Genomic DNA, 18,536 nt, shown 5'->3' on the forward strand with positions numbered 1-18,536 from the left:
TTTTTGCAGGTAGCCGGCCCAGGCCTGCGCCGCGCCTGGGCCGTTCGCACCTGCGGGCTCGAATCAGTCCGAGGGGCCCGCGAGGTGATAGCGCACCGTCGGGCTCCAGAGGAAGAAGCCGTTGACGCCCGCGTCGTTCGCGGCGTCGATCTGGGCACGCACCTCGGCGGGCCCGTAGTTCACGCCCAGGCTGAAGTCCTGCAACCACGGGACGATCTGGGCGCCGGTGCCCTGGGTCTGGGTGCGGAAGTCCTGCAACGACCGGAAGGTGATGTCGTAGGGCTGGGAGTTCGGGTTGGCGACACCGTATTCGCCGGGGTTCCAATGGGAGGGGTACACCATGGGGGCGATGTAGTCGACGTACTCGGCCATCAGCGGAATATCCTGGGCGATCTGATCGGGGCGGGTGGAGGCGATGCCGAACACTGCGGCGCTCTGGTCGGCGCCCGCGTCGCGCACCGGATCGCGGCTCTCCCTGAGGAACTCGGCGATGGAGACGGTCGGCGACACCGTGGCGCCGGGGAAGTGCATCTGCGACAGCGCGCCGTCCGGACGCCGGATGTAGTCGTACATGATGCCGTCGAAGCCGAGCTTCGCCGCCTCGACCGCGAGATCGATGTTGTATTTGCGCATCTCGGGGTTCGCGAAGTTGGTGAAGGCGATCGGGCCGTACTTGCTGGAGTACGGCTGACCCGAGGGGGTTTGCACGACCCAGTCGGAACGCCCTGTCTGCCAGGCCCATTCGGCCATCGTCTTGTCCCGGAACGCGACGATCCGGCCCACCACGCGGATGCCCATGTCGTGCAGTTGCCGCAGCGCCGTCGGGGCGTCGTAGATCGGGGTGACCGCGCCCGACTCCCGGGCGAGCGGCACCTGGGAGTCGTAACCGACGACACCGTCCTCGTCCTTGATATCGAGCTGCACGGTGTTGATGCGCCCGTCGCGGGCCATGGCCAGCACGTCCTCGCGCAGGCCGTCGTCCGACCAACCGTAGGCGGTCACGTGGACCGCCTTGATCCGTGGCTGCTCCACCGCCGCCGTGATCGCCGCGGTGGTCCGGTTTCCCGCGCCGTCCACGGCGACGACGTCGGCACCGGTCTGGATCCGGGGCAGGGTGAGCTCGAACGTTCCGTCGGCGGCGGGGGTCACCGACTGGGTGCCCACCGAGACGCGTTCGGCGCCTTTTGTGTTGCCGCGCAAGGTAACCGGCTGGCGGTAGGAAGTCACGCCAGTGGGTTGGGTCAGCTCCAGGGTCGGTGGCTCGTTGTCCACCGTGAACGTCGTGGATACGCCGGGGCCGGTGCGCAGGAAACCCAGCACGCTCGGCGGGATCTCGGCGGTGAACTTGTGCTCGCCATCGGGCAGTGACCCCGGGCGGTACACCACGGTGTTGCCTTCGACGGTGCCGTCGACCGGCGCACCGTTGAGCTCGAGTCGCATAGCGGCGGGGTCGTGTTCACCCGCGTCCACCCGCAATGTCGTGGCGGACAGGGCAGTCGCGCCGATCAGCGTGTTCGGGAGGCCGGCCAGGCTCAATCCCTTGGGTTCGGTACGGACCCAGCTGAGGGTCACAGAAGCGACAAGAATTGATAAGACTGAGATAACCAGGACCGCCGCCAACCGCCGGTGTCCTGTAACGCCTAGTCTTTCTAGCAACGCGCACACCAACTTTCGTCCGAAGATGATCAACTATCGCGGGTTCGGCCCGCGGCCGTCGCTACTTTGCCGGTGTTTCGTGTGCAACGAAATGGTCGCGCTCGCGTACTGTTCGCGCGGTGGCGAAGAACGCGACCTTCGGTGTTCGAGTTATGTTGTCGGTGCTGATGTGCACGGCCGCGGCCTGCACGGCGGACGCCGAACCAGTCGATCCACGGCGTGCGATGGCGGAAACGCCGGCACCCACGAGCAGCCCGCCGCCCGATCCCGCCGCGGTGGGCGCCAACGAGCTCGGCGTCGTGCCGATCCTGATGTACCACCAGCTGGCGGCCGCGCCGGACAGCGAATACGACCAGACGCCAGCGAAATTCCGCGCTGAGCTCGATCGGCTGTATCGCGAGAACTACCGTCCGGTGACCGCCGCCGCGTACATCTCCGGCGCCGTCGACCTCCCGGCGGGCGCCCATCCGGTGGTGCTCACCTTCGACGACTCCACCCTCAGCCAACTCACCTTCACCGCGGACGGTCAGGTAGCGCCCGACACCGCCATCGGCATCCTCGAACAGTTCCGCACCGAGCATCCCGACTTCGCGCCCACCGCAACGTTCTACGTCAACAATGAGCCGTTCGGTAATGATCCGCGCGCGCTGTCCTGGCTGGCCGCACGCGGTTACGAGATCGGCGCGCACACCGCGAGCCACGCGAACCTCGCCCAGCTGGACAGCACCGGAGTCCAACGCGAGCTGGCAGGCAATGTGCGCGCCATCGTGTCGGCGGCGCCCGGTCGGGTGCGGACAATGGCATTGCCGCTCGGCATCTCCCCGGCCGACCGGTCCCTGGCCACCGCGGGTAGTTGGGACGGCACGAACTATGCGTTCGAGGCGGTGATGCTGGTCGGCTCGAATCCGGCACCGTCGCACTACGGGGACCTCGATCCCACGGCTGTGCCCCGAATCCGTTCCGGTGCAACGCCGGTCGACTTCGACTCCACCTACTGGCTGGACCGGCTCGCCGCGGATCCGCAGCAGCGCTACACCTCCGACGGTAATCCACAGCAGATCTCCTTCCCTGCGCGCTTATCCGGGACACTGAATTCGCGGTGGTCGGGTCAGGCCAAGCCGTACTGAGTGACTGTCGTTGGTGCCAAGTCCTTTACGTCAGCCGCCCAGGGTGGGCGGCTGACGTAAAGGCAGACGAGCGGGGCATTCACCGTGGCGAACGAGCCGCGAGCTGGTCGAGAGCCGCGACCATCCGGTCGATTTCGGCGCAGGTGTTGTAGAAGGCGAACGACGGACGCACTGTCGCCTCCAGTCCGAGCCGGCGCAGGATCGGCTGAGCGCAGTGATGACCGGCGCGCACCGCGATGCCCTGCTCGTTCAACGCCCGGCCGACCTCGATCGGCTCATAGCCATCCATGACGAAGGAGAGCACGCTCGCCTTGTCGGCGGCGGTGCCCACCAGCCGGACCCCGCGGACCGCGGCGACCCGGGGTGTCGCGTACTCGAGCAGGTGGTGCTCGTAGCGTGCGATGGCGTCCATGCCGAGACGTTCGACGTACTCGATGGCCGCGCCCAGCCCGACCGCGTCGGCGATATTGCCGGTGCCCGCCTCGAATCGTCCCGGTGGCGGCTGGAACAGCGAACGCTCCAGGGTGACGTCGCTGATCATGTTGCCGCCGCCCTGCCAGGGCGGCACGTCTTGCAGTATCTCGGATTTTCCGTAGACCACGCCGATTCCGGTGGGGCCGAACAGTTTGTGCCCGGAGAACACGAAGAAGTCGGCGCCGATCGAGCGCACGTCGATGCTGGTGTGCGGGACCGATTGCGCGCCGTCGACGAGGGTGACCGCCCCGGCGCGCTGCGCCTCGGCGACGATCTCGCGCACCGGGGTGATGGTGCCGAGAGCGTTCGAGACATGGGTCACCGAAACGAGTTTCGTTCGATCGGACAGCAACCTGGTGTATTCGCCGAGCAGCAGCTCGCCGTTGTCGTCCACCGGAATGACCTTCAGCTGCGCGCCGGTCTCGGCGGCGAGCAGCTGCCAGGGGACGATATTGGCGTGGTGTTCCAGGTGCGAGATGATGATCTCGTCGCCCGCGCGAATGTTCTTGCGGCCCCAGGTCTGCGCGATCAGGTTGATGCCCTCGGTGGCGCCGCGGACGAAGATGATCTCCTCCGCCGAGGACGCGCCGATGAACCGGGCCACGATGTCGCGGGCCTGCTCGTAGGCGTCGGTGGACCGTGCCGCCAATTCGTGTGCGGCCCGGTGGATATTGGAGTTCTCGTGCTCATAGAAGCGGGTGATCCGCTCGATCACCGACCGCGGCTTCTGCGTCGTCGCGGCGTTGTCGAACCACACCAGCGGATGGCCGTTCACCTGTTCCCGCAGGATCGGGAAGTCGTTGCGCACGGCGTATACGTCGAACGGTGGGTGTGCGTCCGGCAGGCGGGCCGGCGCGATGGTGCCCGTCGACGTCGGCGCGTCCAGGAAGTAGAAGCTCGGTGCCGCGGACGACGGTGCTGCGGGCTCCGGAAAACGTTGCGGTGAAAGCACTTCGCGCAACGACGGTAGGGCGGTCAGGAACGGGTCGTGGTGGATGCCCGCGGTGCTGACCGGTGGGTGTGCGGGTTGTCCCGCCGCGTCGGCCATCGGCACGTCGCGTCCCCAGCTCGGCACCGACGGGTCAGGTGTGCTGCCACCCGGCGGTGTGGTGCCCGAAAGTCCTTGTACGCCTGTCGGTGTACGTCTACCTGGGACGGTAGTGCCATACACGCCCGGGACGGATGGCTCCGGCGTGCGGCCGCCAGGCGGCGTTGCACCCGAGGAGGCTCTCGTGCCGGAGGCTGCCGACGGCGGGGTCGCGGATTCTGTCGTGCCGGACGCGGCTGAGGGGGTGCGGCCGCCGGGCGATGTAGTGCCGGATGCAGCCGACGGGGTGCTTGTGGGGGCAGTGACGCCGGTGACCCCAGGGACGTACGGCGCGGCCGTGCGGCCACCGGACGTAGCGCCCGAAACCTCCTGTGCGCCTGACGATGCCGTCACCGGCGGGTGTCCACCTGGGTGCGGCGCGCCCGAAAACCCGGGCGCGCCAACCGCCGTCGCCGTCGGCACCGGAGACGGTACCGGCACGTTCGGCGGCGAGGTCGGCATATCCGGTTGCAGCACACTCGGGCCCATCGGTGCGGCGGGGAGACCCGCCGACGCCGACGGCAGCGCCGAGAAGAAGGCTCCGGCAAGGCGATTCAGCGTCGCCTCGTCCGGCAGCATCCACTCGGCGCCGCCATCGTCGGATGGGCGCGAGATGTCAGCTCCGGTAGGTCGGTGCGTAGTCATGGAACTTGCCCACCTCGGCTCCGTCGAGCACTGCCACCGCATCGTCGGTCAGAATCGCCAGCGAGCAGTACAGCGACACCAGATACGACGCGATCGCGCTGCGATCAATACCCATGAACTTCACCGAGAGACCCGGCCCCTGTTCGCCGGCCAGACCCGGCTGATACAGACCGACCACGCCCTGCCTGGCTTCGCCGGTGCGAATCAGCAGGAACTTGGTCTTGCCGCGATCCACCGGAACCTTGTCCGACGGAATGATCGGAATGCCACGCCAGGTCAGGAACTGTGACCCGAACATGCTCACCGTCGGCGGCGGCACACCGCGCCGGGTGCATTCCCTGCCGAAGGCCGCGATGCCCTGCGGATGAGTAAGGAAGAACCCGGGTTCTTTCCATACCTTCGTGATCATATTGTCGAGATCGTCGGGCGTCGGCGGCCCGGCGATCGTCGCAAGCCGCTGCTTTTTCGCGGCATTGGCGATCAGCCCATAGTCAGGGCTGTTGATCAGTTCGCCCTCTTGGTGCTCTTTGATCGCTTCGATGGTGAGCCGCAACTGCTGAGCAATCTGATCGTGCGGGCTCGAATACAGATCTGAAACGCGCGTGTGCACGTCGAGAATCGTGTGCACCGCTTTGAGTCGGTACTCTCGCGGGTCGCGTTCGTAGTCGATGAATGTCTCCGGAAGCGGAGACTCGTCGAAGTTGTCGCACTGAATATCGACGGTTTGTTCGTGGGTAACCCGGTTGCGCCGGTAGATACCGGCCTCGACAGGAACCCAGTTCAGCAGATGAACCAACCACCGTGGGGTGATCGACTCCATCTGCGGAACGGTCTTCGTGGCATTAGCCAGTGTCCGGGCAGCATCATCGCCCAGCGCAACAGGCCGTGGAACAGCTTTCGTCATCGAACCACCTCGGGATCGGCAAATCCACCGTTACCAGCTCGATCATGCTAATCCCCGCTTTCCGTAATGCCTGTATCGACCCCATTGCCCGCCTTTCTCCGCGCGCCGTGGGTATCGGCGGGCTTATCGTGTGGTGCGTTCGCCGCCATTGACCGCGAGCACCTGGCCGGTAACCTGCCGGGCGGCGGGTGAGGCGAGATAGTGCACCGCGGCGGCAATATCGTCCGGAACGCCGGGGCGGCGAGTATGGGTGGCGGCGATCAGGGATGCGCGCCGCTCGTCGGTCAATTTGTCGCGGAAGAACTCCGTGTCGGCGATGTAGCCGGGGGAAACGACATTCGCGGTGATGCCGAGCGGGCCCAACTCGGCGGACAGTTGCGTATTCCACGAGGCGAGACCGGCCTTGGCCGCGCCGTAAGCGCCCGCGCCTTTGTCGGCGGCGATCGAGCCGATGTTCACCACGGCCCCTGGGTTCGTCAGCCGGTCGCGCAGCGCCGTGGTCATCAGGACGGCGCTGATCAAGTTGGCGTCGAGGTTGGCTCGCCAGGCGGCGGCCAGACTCCGCAGATCGGCCGGCGCGTCCAGGTCGAAGTCGGTATTGCCGCCCGCGTTGTTGACCAGCACGTGGATTTCGCGGGGGAGGTGATCGACCAGCGTCTCGATCTGCGCCGGATCGGTCGCGTCGCAGACATAGCCCGTCGCGCCGAGTTCCGCGGCTGTAGCGTGCAGCGGCTCGGCCCGGCGTCCGGTGATCACCACCGTGTCGCCCTCGGCTGCGAAGGTGCGCGCGATGGCCCGGCCGATGCCGGTGGCTCCGCCGGTTACCACGATGTTCCGTGCCATGTGATCTCCTCCATCTAGTATGTTTAGATCTAAACGTAGCCGTCGTTTAGGTCTGAACGCAACCGAGGAGTGGCATGGACGACAACGATCCCGTCGACGCGATCGCACTGGCCTGGCGGCGCGAGCGCCCGGGCACGCCGGTCGACGGCATCGGCGTGGTAACCCGAATCTGGCACCTGGCCAAGGTATTCGGTGACGACCGTCGCCGAGTGCTCGCCGCCGAGCACGCCGACACAGCCACCCTGGACCTGCTCAGCGTGCTCCGCCGCAGCGGCCCGCCATACCGCCTGACCACCCGCCAGCTCCAAGACCACACCATGCTCACCGCAGGCGCGATCTCCCAGCGGGTCGCCCGCGCCGAAGCCGAAGGCCTGGTCGCCCGCTCGCCGCTGAACGACGGCTCACGCGCCGTCGTCGTCGCCCTCACCCCGGCCGGCCACGACCTCGTCGAGCGACTGGTCGACCAGGTCCTGGGCCGCGAAGCAGACCTGCTCTCCGGCCTGACTCCCGAACAGCAGGCCGACCTGACCGACCTACTGCGCATCCTGCACCAGGACCTGATGTCCCGCCTGGGCAACCGCAAGATCACCCAGGTCGGTTCAGCAGATGCGTAGATGTCGTTGAATCTGTTGTGCAGCAGTTAGATCGGCGCAGTGCGGAGCGCCGAAGCGGTGGTGTCGATTGTTCGAGGCGAGTGCCCGGCGGAGCCGGAACTCTGGTCAGCGCAAGGCAAGAGCGAGGAAGAAGTCGACGCGGTCTTCGAGGCGCGAGAGGTCGCGGGCGGTCAGTTCTTCGATGCGCTGGATGCGGTAGCGCAGGGTGTTGACGTGGACGTGCAGGAGGTCGGCGCATTTGGTCCACGAGCCGGAGACCTCGAGGAAAGTTTCCAGGGTGTGGACTAGGTCGGCGCGGTTGTCTTGGTCGTAAGTGGTGAGGGGGTCGAGGAGGCGCAGGCGGAACATGCGGCGGACCTCGTCGGGGACCGAGGCGAGCAGGAGCATGTGGGTGGCGAGTTCGTCGTGGCCGACGACGCTGGCGGGTTGGAGGCGGCCTGCGGCCATGCGGCGGGCGTAGCGGGCTTCTTCTACGGCGCCGCGCAGGCCTTCGCCGTCGACCACGCCGCTGACGCCCACGGATAGTCGGCTGCCGCGCAGTCCGGGCTCCAAAGCGGGGACCGCACGGTTGATTTCGTCGATGACGGGGGTTTCCGGTCCGGCGGGGATCAGCGCGATCGCCTCGCCGTCCACCACGCCCGCGGCAGGCCTTCTGCCGTAAAGGATTTCGCGCAGCAGCACGCGTAACTCGCCGGGCCGCAACGTATCGTCACCGGCGGCCGCGACCGCGATATAGGTCTCGGCGGGCCCCAATCCGGTGAGTTCCAACCGCGAAATGATCTCGGTCGGTTTGGCATCCGAGACGATGAGTTCGATGAGTTCCTGCGCGAGCCGCCCCTCGGCGCTCTGCCGGTCGTCCTGGCGGGCGCGTTCCAGCGACACCACGGCGGCGAGCTCACCGGCCAGTGCGCGCCGCTCCTCGGGCCACTCGGTGTAATCGCCCTCGAACACCAGGAACCAGTCCGCGGCCCGCGAGGTGCGGTGCTCGTCGACCGCGAACAGGGAGAATCGGCTGCCTTCGTGCAGCAACGCGCACGGCAGGCGGCGGGCACTGAGAAACGCGGTGGTCACCTCGACCGGTGGCGCGGTGGCGGGCCCGGCGACCGCCCGCCCGGTGGACGACACCACCCAGCAGCGCATGCCGAGATCGCGTTCGATGAGCTCCAGCACCGAGCCGAGACCGGCGCCCGAGACGAGCTGGCGGTGCCGGTCCAGGATCGCGGTGAGATCCGCGGCCCGTCCGGTCGACAGGTTGCGGGTGATCTGTTCGGTGACCGCGGCGAACGCGACCGTCTCCGGCACCCGGAACAGCGGAATCCGGTGCTTGCGACAGGCCTCGACCACGTCCGGCGGTGCACCGCCGTACCTGGCGTCACCCGCGGCCATGCCCGCCACGCCGGCCTGGGCCAGCGCGCGGACGAAGACCTCGCTGTCGGCGGGATCGTGGCGCCACTGCATGCCGGTGAGCACGAGCTCCCCGCCGGAGAGGTAGCGACCGGGGTCGAGCATGTCGGTGGTCACCACCCAGCGCACGAACCGGTCCAGCTCTTCCTCGCCGGTGACGAGCTCTAGTCCCAGGTCCGCCATGGTCAGCAGTGATCGAAGGCGCACGGTGCGAAGGCTAACAGTCGCACCCCTGGTGAACGCCCTTGGACATTCGCACAAAGAGTTGGTTGTGAACTGGCGCACAGTTCAGATTTCTCGTTTCTAGCTGCGGTGTTCCCCGGCGGGTGTACTTGCGGAACAGATTGGCGAACCCCGACAGGAGGTCAGATGGCAGGCGACATCGGATGGCTCAACTCGTTGCCGCCGGACTGCGCCGTGCAGGAACTGCTGACCTGCTGCGCGTCCCGGCAGTGGGCGCAGAAGGTGGCGGCCTCGCGGCCCTATCCCGACGCCGCGAGCGCCACCGCCGCGGCCGTCGCCGCGGTGTGCGAGCTGAGTTGGCCGGATGTCGAGGAGGCGCTGTCGGCGCATCCGCGCATCGGCGATCGGGCCAAGGCCGAGTTGTCCGAGCGGGAGGCCGCGTGGTCGCGCGGCGAACAGTCCGGCGCCGCGACCGCCGACGCCGCCGTGCGGGCCGAGCTCGCCGCGGGCAACCGGGCCTACGAGGACCGGTTCGGCCACGTCTTCCTGATCCGCGCCACCGGCCGCAGCGCCGAGGAGATGCTCACCGAGCTGCGCAGGCGCCTGGCCAACTCGCTGCTCGACGAGCGCATCAAGGTGCAGAGCGAGCTCGCCGACATCACCCGGCTGCGTGTGCGAAAGCTGCTGGGGGAGAGGTGAGTTTGTCCACCCACGTGCTGAACGCGGTGACCGGGCGGCCGGCGGCCGGAGTCAGGGTCCAGCTGTCGCGCGCCGACGGAACCGTGCTCGCCGAACGGCACACCGACGACGACGGCCGCATCAAAGACTTCCCCGCTCCCGAAACCGGTACGCACCGGCTGACTTTCGACACCGCCGAGCTCAGCCCCTTCTACCCCTCGGTCGCCATCGACTTCACCGTCGCCGACCCGGCGGCGCACTACCACGTGCCGCTGCTGCTCAGTCCGTATTCCTACTCCACCTATCGAGGTAGCTGAACAATGTCGATCAAGCTCGGTCCGAACCGATATGGCAAAGCGGAGACCCATGTCGTCGGCGTGACGAAAAACGGTGGCGTGCACGAGATCCGGGATCTCAATGTCGGCGTCGCACTGTCCGGCGACATGGACGAGGTGCATCTCACCGGCGACAACAGCGCGGTGCTGCCGACGGACACGCAGAAGAACACCGTCTTCGCCTTCGCCAAGGAGCACGGCATCCGCTCGCCCGAGGCGTTCGGTGAGCTGCTGGCCCGGCATTTCGTCGATTCGCAGCCGACGATTCACCACGCGCGGGTCAGCGTCGAGGAGTACGCCTGGGAGCGCATCGTGCTCGGCGCGAGCAACGAGCAGCATTCGTTCGTTCGCTCGGGTCAGGAGGTGCGGACCGCGCGGGTGCACTACGACGGCGAAAAGTCCTGGGTCGTCGCGGGTTTGCAGGGTCTGGTGGTGCTCAACTCCACCGGTTCGGAGTTCCACGGGTACCTGAAGGACAAGTACACGACGCTGCAAGAGGCCTACGACCGGGTCCTGGCCACCGAGGTCAATGCGGAGTGGCGTTACATCGGCGAGCCCGGTGACTGGGACAAGACCTACCGCGAGGCCAGGCGCGCCATGCTGGAGGCGTTCGCCGAAACCTATAGCTACTCACTGCAACAGACCCTGTATGCAATGGGCGAGCGGGTACTCGCCGCCTGCGCGGAGATCGGTGAGGTCCGGCTGTCGCTGCCCAACAAGCACCACTTCGTGGTCGACCTGTCCGCCTTCGGGCTGACCAACGACAACGAGGTGTTCTACGCGGCCGACCGCCCCTACGGCCTGATCGAAGGCACCGTGTTGCGCGAGGACGCGCCCGCCGCCGGACCTGCGTGGGAGTGACGATGGACTTCTTGCGACCCACCAGCTGGGCGGACGCCCTCGACATCAAGTCGAACCGCCCGGACGCCACCCCCATCCAGGGCGGCACCGACATGATGGTCGAGCTCAACTTCGACAAGGGCCGCCCGAGCGCCCTGCTCGACCTCAATCCGTGCCGAGAGTTGTTCGAGTACAGCGAGATCGACGGCAAGCTGCGTATCGGCGCGGGTGTGCCGTACGTCCGGATCATCAACCGGCTCGGCAATCAGTTGCCGGGCCTGGCCCAGGCCTCGCGCACCGTCGGCTCGCCGCAGATCCGCAACCGCGGCACCGTCGGCGGCAATCTCGGCGCCGCGTCACCGGCCGGGGACACCCATCCGGCGCTGCTCGCGGGCAACGCGGTGATCGAGGTCGAGTCGGCCACCCGCGGCACCCGGATGATCCCGATCGACGACTTCTACGTCTGGGTGAAGAAGAACGCCCTCGAGTCCGACGAGCTGATCCGCGCGATCTGGCTGCCGCCCGCCGAAGGGCCGCAGTACTTTTCGAAGGTCGGCACGCGCAACGCCATGGTGATCGCCGTGTGCTCGTTCGCCGTCGCGCTGTACCCGGGTACCGGCACCGCGCGGACCGGCATCGGCTCGGCCGGACCGACGCCGTTGCGCGCGAAGCCGGCTGAGGAATTCCTTGCCGCGCAGCTGCCTTGGCACGATCCGGCTCCGCTCTCCGACAGTGTGCTGCGCGAGTTCGGCGCGCTCGTGTCGGCCGCGGCGGCCCCGATCGACGACGTCCGCGGCACCGCGGACTACCGCAAGCACGCCCTGTCGGTGCTGGCCCGCCGCACGCTGGGCTGGGCATGGACCGACTACCTGACAGAAAGGAAGGCAGCCTGATGCGCGTGACCTTCGACGTGAACGGCGCCACGGAGACCGTCGACGACGTGTGGGAGGGCGAGAGCCTGCTCTACATGCTGCGCGAGCGGATGGGCCTTCCCGGCTCCAAGAACGCGTGCGAGCAGGGCGAATGTGGTTCCTGCACGGTGTATTTGAACGGCACGCCGGTGTGTTCCTGCCTGGTGGCGGCCGGTCAGGCCGAGGGCTGCTCGGTGCGGACGGTGGAGGGCCTGACCAAGGGCGCGCAGCTCGACCCGATGCAGCAGGCGTTCGTCGAGGCGGGAGCGGTCCAATGCGGTTTCTGCACACCGGGTCTCATCGTGCAGGCGCACGACCTCATCGAGCACAATGCCGATCCTTCGGATGCGGAGATCCGCGAGGCACTGGCCGGAAACCTCTGCCGCTGCACCGGATACGAGAAAATCCTGGATGCCGTGCGGCTCGCGGCACAGCGAAAGGCGGCGGCGCAATGAGCAAGACTGTTATCGAGAACGCGTACATCGCACCGGTCGTCGGGCCGGAGATCCCCTCCGGCTACCTGGTGATCGCCGATGGCAGGATCGAATCCCTCGGCGCGGGACCGGCGCCCATCGTGCCCGACGCGCAACGCATCGACGGCACGGGCTGCCTGGTCACCCCCGGCCTGGTCAACACCCACCACCATCTGTACCAGTGGGCGACCCAGGGCATGTTCCAGGACTCGACGCTGTTCGAGTGGCTGACCGGCCTGTACCGGACCTGGGCGCGGATGGACGCCGACGTCGTCTACGGCGCGGCCTCGGCCGGTTTGGGCTGGATGGCGCTGACCGGCTGCACCACCAGCAGCGATCACCACTACGTCTTCCCACAGGGGCGCGGAGATCTGTTCGACGCCGAGGTTCGGGCCGCCCGCGAGCTCGGTATCCGGTTCCATCCGTGCCGCGGCTCGATGGACCGCGGTCAGTCCGACGGCGGGCTGCCGCCGGACGAGGTAGTCGAGGATCGCGACGCGATCCTGCTGAACACCGCGGAAATCATTGATAAATATCATGATCCGTCGTTCGACTCGATGCTGCGCGTCGCGGTGGCGCCGTGCTCGCCGTTCTCGGTGAGCGAGGGCCTGATGACCGATGCCGCGTCGCTGGCGCGCAGCAAAGGTGTCCGCCTGCACACCCATCTCGCCGAGACGCTCGACGAGGAAGAGCACTGCCGCGAGCAGATGGGCTGCACGCCGGTCGAATACATGGAGAAGCTCGGCTGGCTCGGCGACGATGTCTGGTTCGCGCACGCGGTGCATCTGCACGACGCCGACATTCGGCGCTTCGCCGAGACCGGCACGGGCATGGCGCATTGCCCGAGCTCCAACGCCCGGCTCGGCGCGGGCATCGCCCGGATCACCGACCTGCTGGCGGCGGGCGCGCCGGTCGGTCTCGGGGTGGACGGCGCGGCCTCCAGCGAATTGACCTCGCTGGCCGGTGAACTGCGCCAGACCATGCTGTTCCAGCGCGCGGTACACGGCCCGACCGCGCTGACCGCGCGCCAGGCGCTCGAGGTCGGCACCCTGGGCGGCGCCCGGAACCTGGGCCGCCAGTTGGAGATCGGCAGTCTGGAACCGGGCAAGCTCGCCGACATCGCCATCTGGCGGGTCGACGGGTTCCGAGCAGCGGTCCAGGATCCGGTGTGCACCTTGGTCTTCGGGCCGACGCCGCCGCTGGCCCGGCTGCTGGTCGGTGGTCGCACCGTCGTGGAGAACGACGAGCTGCGCACCGTCTCGCACGACGCGGTCGGTCGGGCCGGCGCGGCCGCGCGGAATCGCCTGCTACAGGAGGAATCTCGATGACCTCGGCTCGAACCACCCGTTTCCCCGGTGAGGTCGCCGCACCCGGCAAGGGCGGCGTCGGCGAGAGCCCGCTGCGGCCCGACGGCACCCTCAAGGTGAAGGGTGAATTCGCCTACTCCTCGGATCTGTGGATCGACGGCATGCTCTGGGGCGCGACCCTGCGCAGCCCGCATCCGCGCGCCCGCATCCTGAGCCTCGATATCGGCCCCGCGCTGAAACTGCCCGGCGTGCACGCGGTGCTGACGCACGAGGACGTGCCCGGCCGCAAGATGTACGGGCTCGACCACACCTGGGACCAGCCGGTGCTCGCCATCGAAGAGGTCCGCCACCACGGTGAGCCGATCGCGCTGGTCGCCGCCGATCATCCCGAGATCGCCCGGCGCGCAATGGAAGCCATCGTGATCGAGTGGGAGGTGCTGGAGCCGATCACCGACCCGCTCGCCGTGGTCGCCGACCCGGAGCGGCACAAGGTGCAGGAGCGCGGCGGCATCACCCGGTATCAGCCGGTGCGCGTCGGCGATATGGAGGTCGGCCGGGCGCTGGCCGAGGTGGTGATCGCCGAGGACTACGAGGTCGGCATCCAGGACCAGGCGTTCCTCGGTCCGGAGTCCGGCCTGGTGGTGCCCGCGGAAGACGGCGGCCTGGACTTCTACGTCGCCACCCAGTGGATGCACTGGGACCTCACGCAGATCGGCCCCTGTCTGGACCTGCCCGAGGACAAGATGCGGATGACGCTGGCCGGCGTCGGCGGCGCGTTCGGCGGCCGCGAGGACCTGTCCATGCAGATCCACGCGGGCATGCTGGCGCTCTACACCGGCAAGCCGGTCAAGATGATGTACAACCGCGAGGAGTCCTTCTTCGGGCACGTGCACCGGCATCCGGCGCAGATGCGCTACGAGTACGGCGTCACCCGGGCCGGGAAGATCGTGTTCGCCAAGGTCCGGATCGTGCTGGACGGCGGGGCCTACACCTCCGCCACGCTCAACGTCACCGGCAACGCGGCCTCGCTCGCGGTGGGCCCCTACGAGATCCCGAACCTCGAGATCGACGCGTACGGCGTCTACACGAACAACCCGCCGTGCGGCGCGATGCGCGGATTCGGTGCGGTGCAGGCGTGTTTCGCGCACGAGTCGATGATGGACAAGATCGCCGAGGCGGTCGGGCTCGACCCGGTGCACGTGCGGCAGATCAACGCCGTGAGTCAGGGTTCCAAGATCGCGACCGGGCAAGTGGTGCACGCGCCGATGCCGATGGCCGAGATGCTCGGGCAGGCACGCGACATGCCGCTGCCCGCGCCCCTGGATGTCGCCGATATCCGGAACCTGCCCGGTGGTGCCTCGCAGACCACGCATGGCGAGGGCGTCGTGCGCGGCGTCGGCTATGGCGTCGGCATCAAGAACATCTGTTTCTCCGAGGGTTTCGACGACTACTCCACCGCGCGGGTCCGGCTGGAAGTCATCGGCGGTGAACCGGTCGCACTGGTGCACACCGCCGCGGCCGAGGTCGGCCAAGGGCTGGTCACCGTCGAAGCGCAGATCGCGCGCACCGAGCTCGGTGTCGAGAAGGTCACCATCCATCCGGCCGACAACCAGGTCGGCAGCTCCGGCTCCTCGTCGGCCTCCCGGCAGACGTATATGACCGGCGGTGCGGTGAAAGCCGCGTGCGAGGCGGTGCGGATGCGCGTACTCGCCTTGGCCCAAGGTCGTTTCGGCGCGGCCCGCGGACTCCGGCTGGTCGGCGGCAAGGTGGTCTCGCACACCGGTGAGGTGTATGCCGCGCTCGTGGAGCTGCTCGGCGACGAAATCATCGAAGAGACAAGGGAGTTCCATCACAGGCCGACCACCGGCATGGATCCCGTGACGGGCCAGGGCGACAGCCACACCCAGCTCGCCCTGTGCGTGCACCGGGCCGTGGTGGATGTCGACACCGAACTGGGGCTGGTCAAAGTCGTTGCGCTGGACGCCGTCCAAGATGTCGGAAAGATCATGAACCGCTTGTCGCTCGAGGGCCAGATCCACGGTGGCTCCGCCCAGGGCCTCGGCCTCGCGGTCATGGAGGAAATTCAGGTCCGCGACGGAAAGGTGCTCAACCCGTCCTTCACCGACTACCTGATCCCCACGATTCTCGATATGCCGCCACAGCGGCTGGAGATTCTCGAAAACGCCGACCCGCACGCCCCATACGGGCTGCGCGGCGCCGGAGAGCCACCCACGCTCTCCTCGACTCCCGCGGTCGTCGCGGCCATTCGGGACGCATGCCGTTCCGCGGGAGGAACCGTGCACATCAACCGAGTGCCGGTGCGTCCGGAAGACATCATCCGGAGCAGTTGATCAACAGGGGTTGTGTCCGTCACGCGGGCGCCGTGTCTAGAACGACATCGCCTGCGTGACAACGCAACACAGACCCCACAACAGCAGAACCGAACCACGCGATCCGGCCATGACGGCCGGTTCGTAGGTCGGCTATGCCCCGAGGAGGGCACGCCAATGACCCAAGTCCAGACCCACTCCTCCGTCCCGGAGCCGGTCACCGGAAGATCCCCGCTCGACCGATTCTTTCGGCTGAGCGAACGCAAGACCACCGTCTCCCGCGAAATTCGCGGCGGTATCACCACTTTCGTGGCGATGGCCTATGTCATCCTGCTCGTCCCGCTGATCATCGGCGGGGTCAAGGACATCGACGGCAACACGCTGAGCATCGCTCAACTCACCACCGCCACCGCGTTCTCGGCCGGGCTCAGCACCATTCTGATGGGCCTGGTCGGCAACGTACCACTCGCCCTGGCGGCCGGCCTCGGCGTCGTCCCGGTGGTCGCCTTCCAGGCGGCCCCGCACATGACGTGGCCGCAGACCATGGGCCTGGTGGTGCTGATGGGCGTGGTCATCGTGATCCTGGCCGCGACCGGCCTGCGCACGATGATCATCAATGCCATTCCGCTGTCGCTGAAGAACGCGATCGGTGTCGGCATCGGCATGTTCATCGCGATGATCGGCCTGGTGTCGGCGGGTGTGGTCGGTCACGGTGCGCAGACCGGGCCGCCGGTCACGCTCGGTGCCGGTGGGCACCTTTCCGGGTGGCCGGTAGTGATTTTCGCCGTCGGATTGCTGCTCATGCTGGCACTGTTCATCCGCAAGGTGCCCGGCGCCATCCTGATCAGCATCGCCGTCGCCACGGTGCTCGCCATCGTGGTCAACTCGCTGGCGAAGGTCGATCCGAAAACGTGGGGTCCGGTGGTGCCGGAGACGCCGAAGGGGTTCTTCGCCGCGCCGGACTTCGGGTTGGTGCTCGATATCGATCTGCTCGGCGGATTCGCCAGGGCAGGCGGGCTGGTCGCGGGCGTTGTGTTGTTCACGCTGGTGCTCACCGGGTTCTTCGACGCCATGGGCACCGTGTTCGGGGTCTGTGACGAGGCGGGCCTGCTCGACGAGCGGGGCACCATGCCCGGCCTCGGCAAGGTGCTGACCGTCGACGGTATCGGGCAGGTCATCGGGGGCGTGAGCGGCGGCGCGGGGAACACCGTGTATGTCGAGTCCGCGACGGGTGTCGGTGAGGGCGCACGTACCGGGCTGGCCAGTGTGATGACCGGTGGATTGTTCTGTCTCGCAGTGCTGTTCACCCCGCTCGCGGCCGTGGTGCCGATCCAGGCCGCCGCACCGGCGCTGGTGCTGGTCGGGGCGCTGATGATGACCCAGGCCCGCAAGATCGACTGGGCCGACCTGGAAGTCGCCGTCCCGGCCTTCCTGACCATCGTGCTGATGCCGTTCACCTACTCGATCACCAATGGTGTCGGCGCGGGCGTCATCGCCTATGTGGTGATCAAGGCGGCGCGCGGCAAGTTCAGTGAGATCCACTGGCTGATCTGGGTGGTCGCGGTGGTCTTCGCCGGGTACTTCGGCATCGCGGCCATCGAACTGATGCTCGGCGGATAGAACGGCGGAAACAATGCGTGACCTCGCGGCAGAGCTCCTGCCCTGGCATACGGCGGGTAAGACCTACGCCGTCGCCACCGTGATCGGCGTCAGCGGCAGCGCGCCGCGGCCGCCGGGCGCCGCCCTGGCGGTGGACGCCGAAGGTGTTGTCATCGGCAGCATTTCCGGTGGCTGCGTCGAAGGCGCGGTGTACGAGCTCTGCCGCGAGGCACTGCGCACCGGGCGGCCGGCGCGCGAAACCTTCGGGTACAGCGACGACGACGCGTTCGCCGTCGGACTGACCTGCGGGGGCAAGATCGAAGTCTTTGTCCAGACCGTCACGCCCGCCGAGCACGACACGATCGCGGCTTTGCTGCGGTCCGCCGAGCCGGTGGCACTCGTCCGTGACCTGAATACCGGAGCCGCAATGACTGTGGGGCCGTGGTGGACGCTCGGGGCTGATTTCGAGCCGGTGGTGGTTGCCGAAGCGCGGGCGATGCTCGACATCGGAGCTACCGGCGTGCGCGCCATCGGCTGCGGCGACCGGGAAGCGACGGTCTTCGTGGAATCGTATGTACCGCCGCCGCGCATGATCGTCTTCGGCGCAATAGATTTCGCGGCTGCGGTGACGCGGATGGGCCGGTTTCTCGGCTACCACGTCACCGTGTGTGATGCCCGCCCCGTCTTCGCCACGCAGGCGCGATTCCCCGACGCGCACGAGGTCGTCGTGGAGTGGCCCGACCGGTATCTCGCGCGCACCGAGGTCGACTCCCGGACCGTGCTGTGTGTGCTGACCCATGATGCGAAATTCGATATCCCGTTGCTGGAGAAGGCCTTACGGCTGCCGGTCGCCTACGTCGGTGCCATGGGTTCGAGGCGCACCCATGAGGATCGGATGGCCAGTCTGCGCGCCGCTGGTCTCTCCGAAGCCGAACTGGCGGTACTGCATTCGCCGATCGGACTCGACCTGGGCGGGCGCACGGCCGAGGAGACCGCTGTCGCCATCGCCGCGGAAATCGTGGCGGTCCGGCGCGGCGGCTCGGCCCGGCCACTCAACACCACCGACGGAGCCATCCATCGGGACCTGGTGCCGACCCGGTGACGGTATTCGGCTGGAGCATCATAC

The 18,536-nt window shown here is 67.7% G+C and carries 16 protein-coding genes; 11 read left to right on the forward strand and 5 right to left on the reverse strand.

Translation table 11 applies throughout. From position 1 onward, the window contains the following. Positions 1–63: 63 nt before the first annotated feature. Positions 64–1,572 (reverse strand): putative glycoside hydrolase, encoded by a 1,509-nt coding sequence (locus DMB37_RS37440; protein WP_135236752.1) that lies wholly within the window; start codon positions 1,570–1,572, stop codon positions 64–66. Positions 1,573–1,775: 203 nt separating this feature from the next. Between DMB37_RS37440 and DMB37_RS37445 the strand changes: the two genes are divergently transcribed. After that, positions 1,776–2,783, forward strand: coding sequence for a polysaccharide deacetylase family protein (locus tag DMB37_RS37445; RefSeq protein ID WP_240771937.1), 1,008 nt, complete (start codon positions 1,776–1,778; stop codon positions 2,781–2,783). A gap of 79 nt (positions 2,784–2,862) precedes the next feature. Here DMB37_RS37445 and DMB37_RS37450 read toward each other — a convergent pair whose 3' ends face one another. The 3 genes from DMB37_RS37450 to DMB37_RS37460 all read right to left on the reverse strand — a co-directional run bounded on the left by DMB37_RS37450 (position 2,863) and on the right by DMB37_RS37460 (position 6,736). Then, positions 2,863–4,923: a family 2A encapsulin nanocompartment cargo protein cysteine desulfurase gene (locus tag DMB37_RS37450; protein ID WP_167769198.1), complete on the reverse strand. Its 2,061-nt coding sequence runs from the start codon at positions 4,921–4,923 to the stop codon at positions 2,863–2,865. 37 nt (positions 4,924–4,960) lie between these two features. Then, positions 4,961–5,893, reverse strand: coding sequence for a family 2A encapsulin nanocompartment shell protein (locus DMB37_RS37455; protein WP_107656060.1), 933 nt, complete (start codon positions 5,891–5,893; stop codon positions 4,961–4,963). Between the two features lie 123 nt (positions 5,894–6,016). Continuing rightward, the gene (locus tag DMB37_RS37460; RefSeq protein WP_135236753.1) at positions 6,017–6,736 is read right to left on the reverse strand and encodes an SDR family NAD(P)-dependent oxidoreductase; all 720 of its coding nucleotides are present in this window, start codon (positions 6,734–6,736) and stop codon (positions 6,017–6,019) included. 74 nt (positions 6,737–6,810) lie between these two features. On the opposite strand from DMB37_RS37460, the gene DMB37_RS37465 reads away from it, so the two are divergent. Beyond that, on the forward strand, positions 6,811–7,350 hold the full coding sequence (locus tag DMB37_RS37465; protein ID WP_135236754.1) for a MarR family winged helix-turn-helix transcriptional regulator: 540 nt from the start codon (positions 6,811–6,813) through the stop codon (positions 7,348–7,350). 105 nt (positions 7,351–7,455) lie between these two features. On the opposite strand, the gene DMB37_RS37470 is transcribed toward DMB37_RS37465, so the two are convergent. After that, entirely contained in the window at positions 7,456–8,961 is a 1,506-nt protein-coding gene (locus tag DMB37_RS37470) for a PucR family transcriptional regulator (RefSeq protein ID WP_135236755.1), read from the reverse strand. 162 nt (positions 8,962–9,123) lie between these two features. On the opposite strand from DMB37_RS37470, the gene uraD reads away from it, so the two are divergent. The 9 genes from uraD to DMB37_RS37515 all read left to right on the forward strand — a co-directional run bounded on the left by uraD (position 9,124) and on the right by DMB37_RS37515 (position 18,512). Further along, entirely contained in the window at positions 9,124–9,636 is a 513-nt protein-coding gene (uraD, locus tag DMB37_RS37475; protein WP_135236756.1) for a 2-oxo-4-hydroxy-4-carboxy-5-ureidoimidazoline decarboxylase, read from the forward strand. Beyond that, positions 9,633–9,932, forward strand: coding sequence for a hydroxyisourate hydrolase (gene uraH / locus DMB37_RS37480; protein WP_135236757.1), 300 nt, complete (start codon positions 9,633–9,635; stop codon positions 9,930–9,932). The genes uraD and uraH overlap by 4 nt, the downstream gene beginning before the upstream one ends. A gap of 3 nt (positions 9,933–9,935) precedes the next feature. Next, positions 9,936–10,811, forward strand: coding sequence for a factor-independent urate hydroxylase (gene pucL / locus DMB37_RS37485; RefSeq protein ID WP_135236758.1), 876 nt, complete (start codon positions 9,936–9,938; stop codon positions 10,809–10,811). Between the two features lie 2 nt (positions 10,812–10,813). Next, entirely contained in the window at positions 10,814–11,683 is an 870-nt protein-coding gene (locus DMB37_RS37490) for a xanthine dehydrogenase family protein subunit M (RefSeq protein WP_135236759.1), read from the forward strand. Then, a complete protein-coding gene (locus DMB37_RS37495) occupies positions 11,683–12,156 on the forward strand; it encodes a (2Fe-2S)-binding protein (RefSeq protein WP_135236760.1) in 474 nt (157 codons plus the stop codon). Before DMB37_RS37490 ends, DMB37_RS37495 begins: the two co-directional genes overlap by 1 nt. Continuing rightward, positions 12,153–13,502, forward strand: a complete 1,350-nt coding sequence (locus DMB37_RS37500) for an 8-oxoguanine deaminase (RefSeq protein ID WP_135236761.1) — start codon at positions 12,153–12,155, stop codon at positions 13,500–13,502. Before DMB37_RS37495 ends, DMB37_RS37500 begins: the two co-directional genes overlap by 4 nt. Then, positions 13,499–15,832 (forward strand): molybdopterin cofactor-binding domain-containing protein, encoded by a 2,334-nt coding sequence (locus tag DMB37_RS37505; RefSeq protein ID WP_240771953.1) that lies wholly within the window; start codon positions 13,499–13,501, stop codon positions 15,830–15,832. The genes DMB37_RS37500 and DMB37_RS37505 overlap by 4 nt, the downstream gene beginning before the upstream one ends. A 156-nt stretch (positions 15,833–15,988) precedes the next feature. After that, entirely contained in the window at positions 15,989–17,431 is a 1,443-nt protein-coding gene (locus tag DMB37_RS37510) for an NCS2 family permease (protein WP_135236762.1), read from the forward strand. A 13-nt stretch (positions 17,432–17,444) separates the two neighbouring features. After that, positions 17,445–18,512, forward strand: a complete 1,068-nt coding sequence (locus DMB37_RS37515) for an XdhC family protein (protein WP_135236763.1) — start codon at positions 17,445–17,447, stop codon at positions 18,510–18,512. The last annotated feature ends 24 nt before the right edge of the window (positions 18,513–18,536 follow it).

It is taken from the genome of Nocardia sp. CS682, assembly GCF_004634405.1.
GTDB lineage: Bacteria > Actinomycetota > Actinomycetes > Mycobacteriales > Mycobacteriaceae > Nocardia > Nocardia ninae.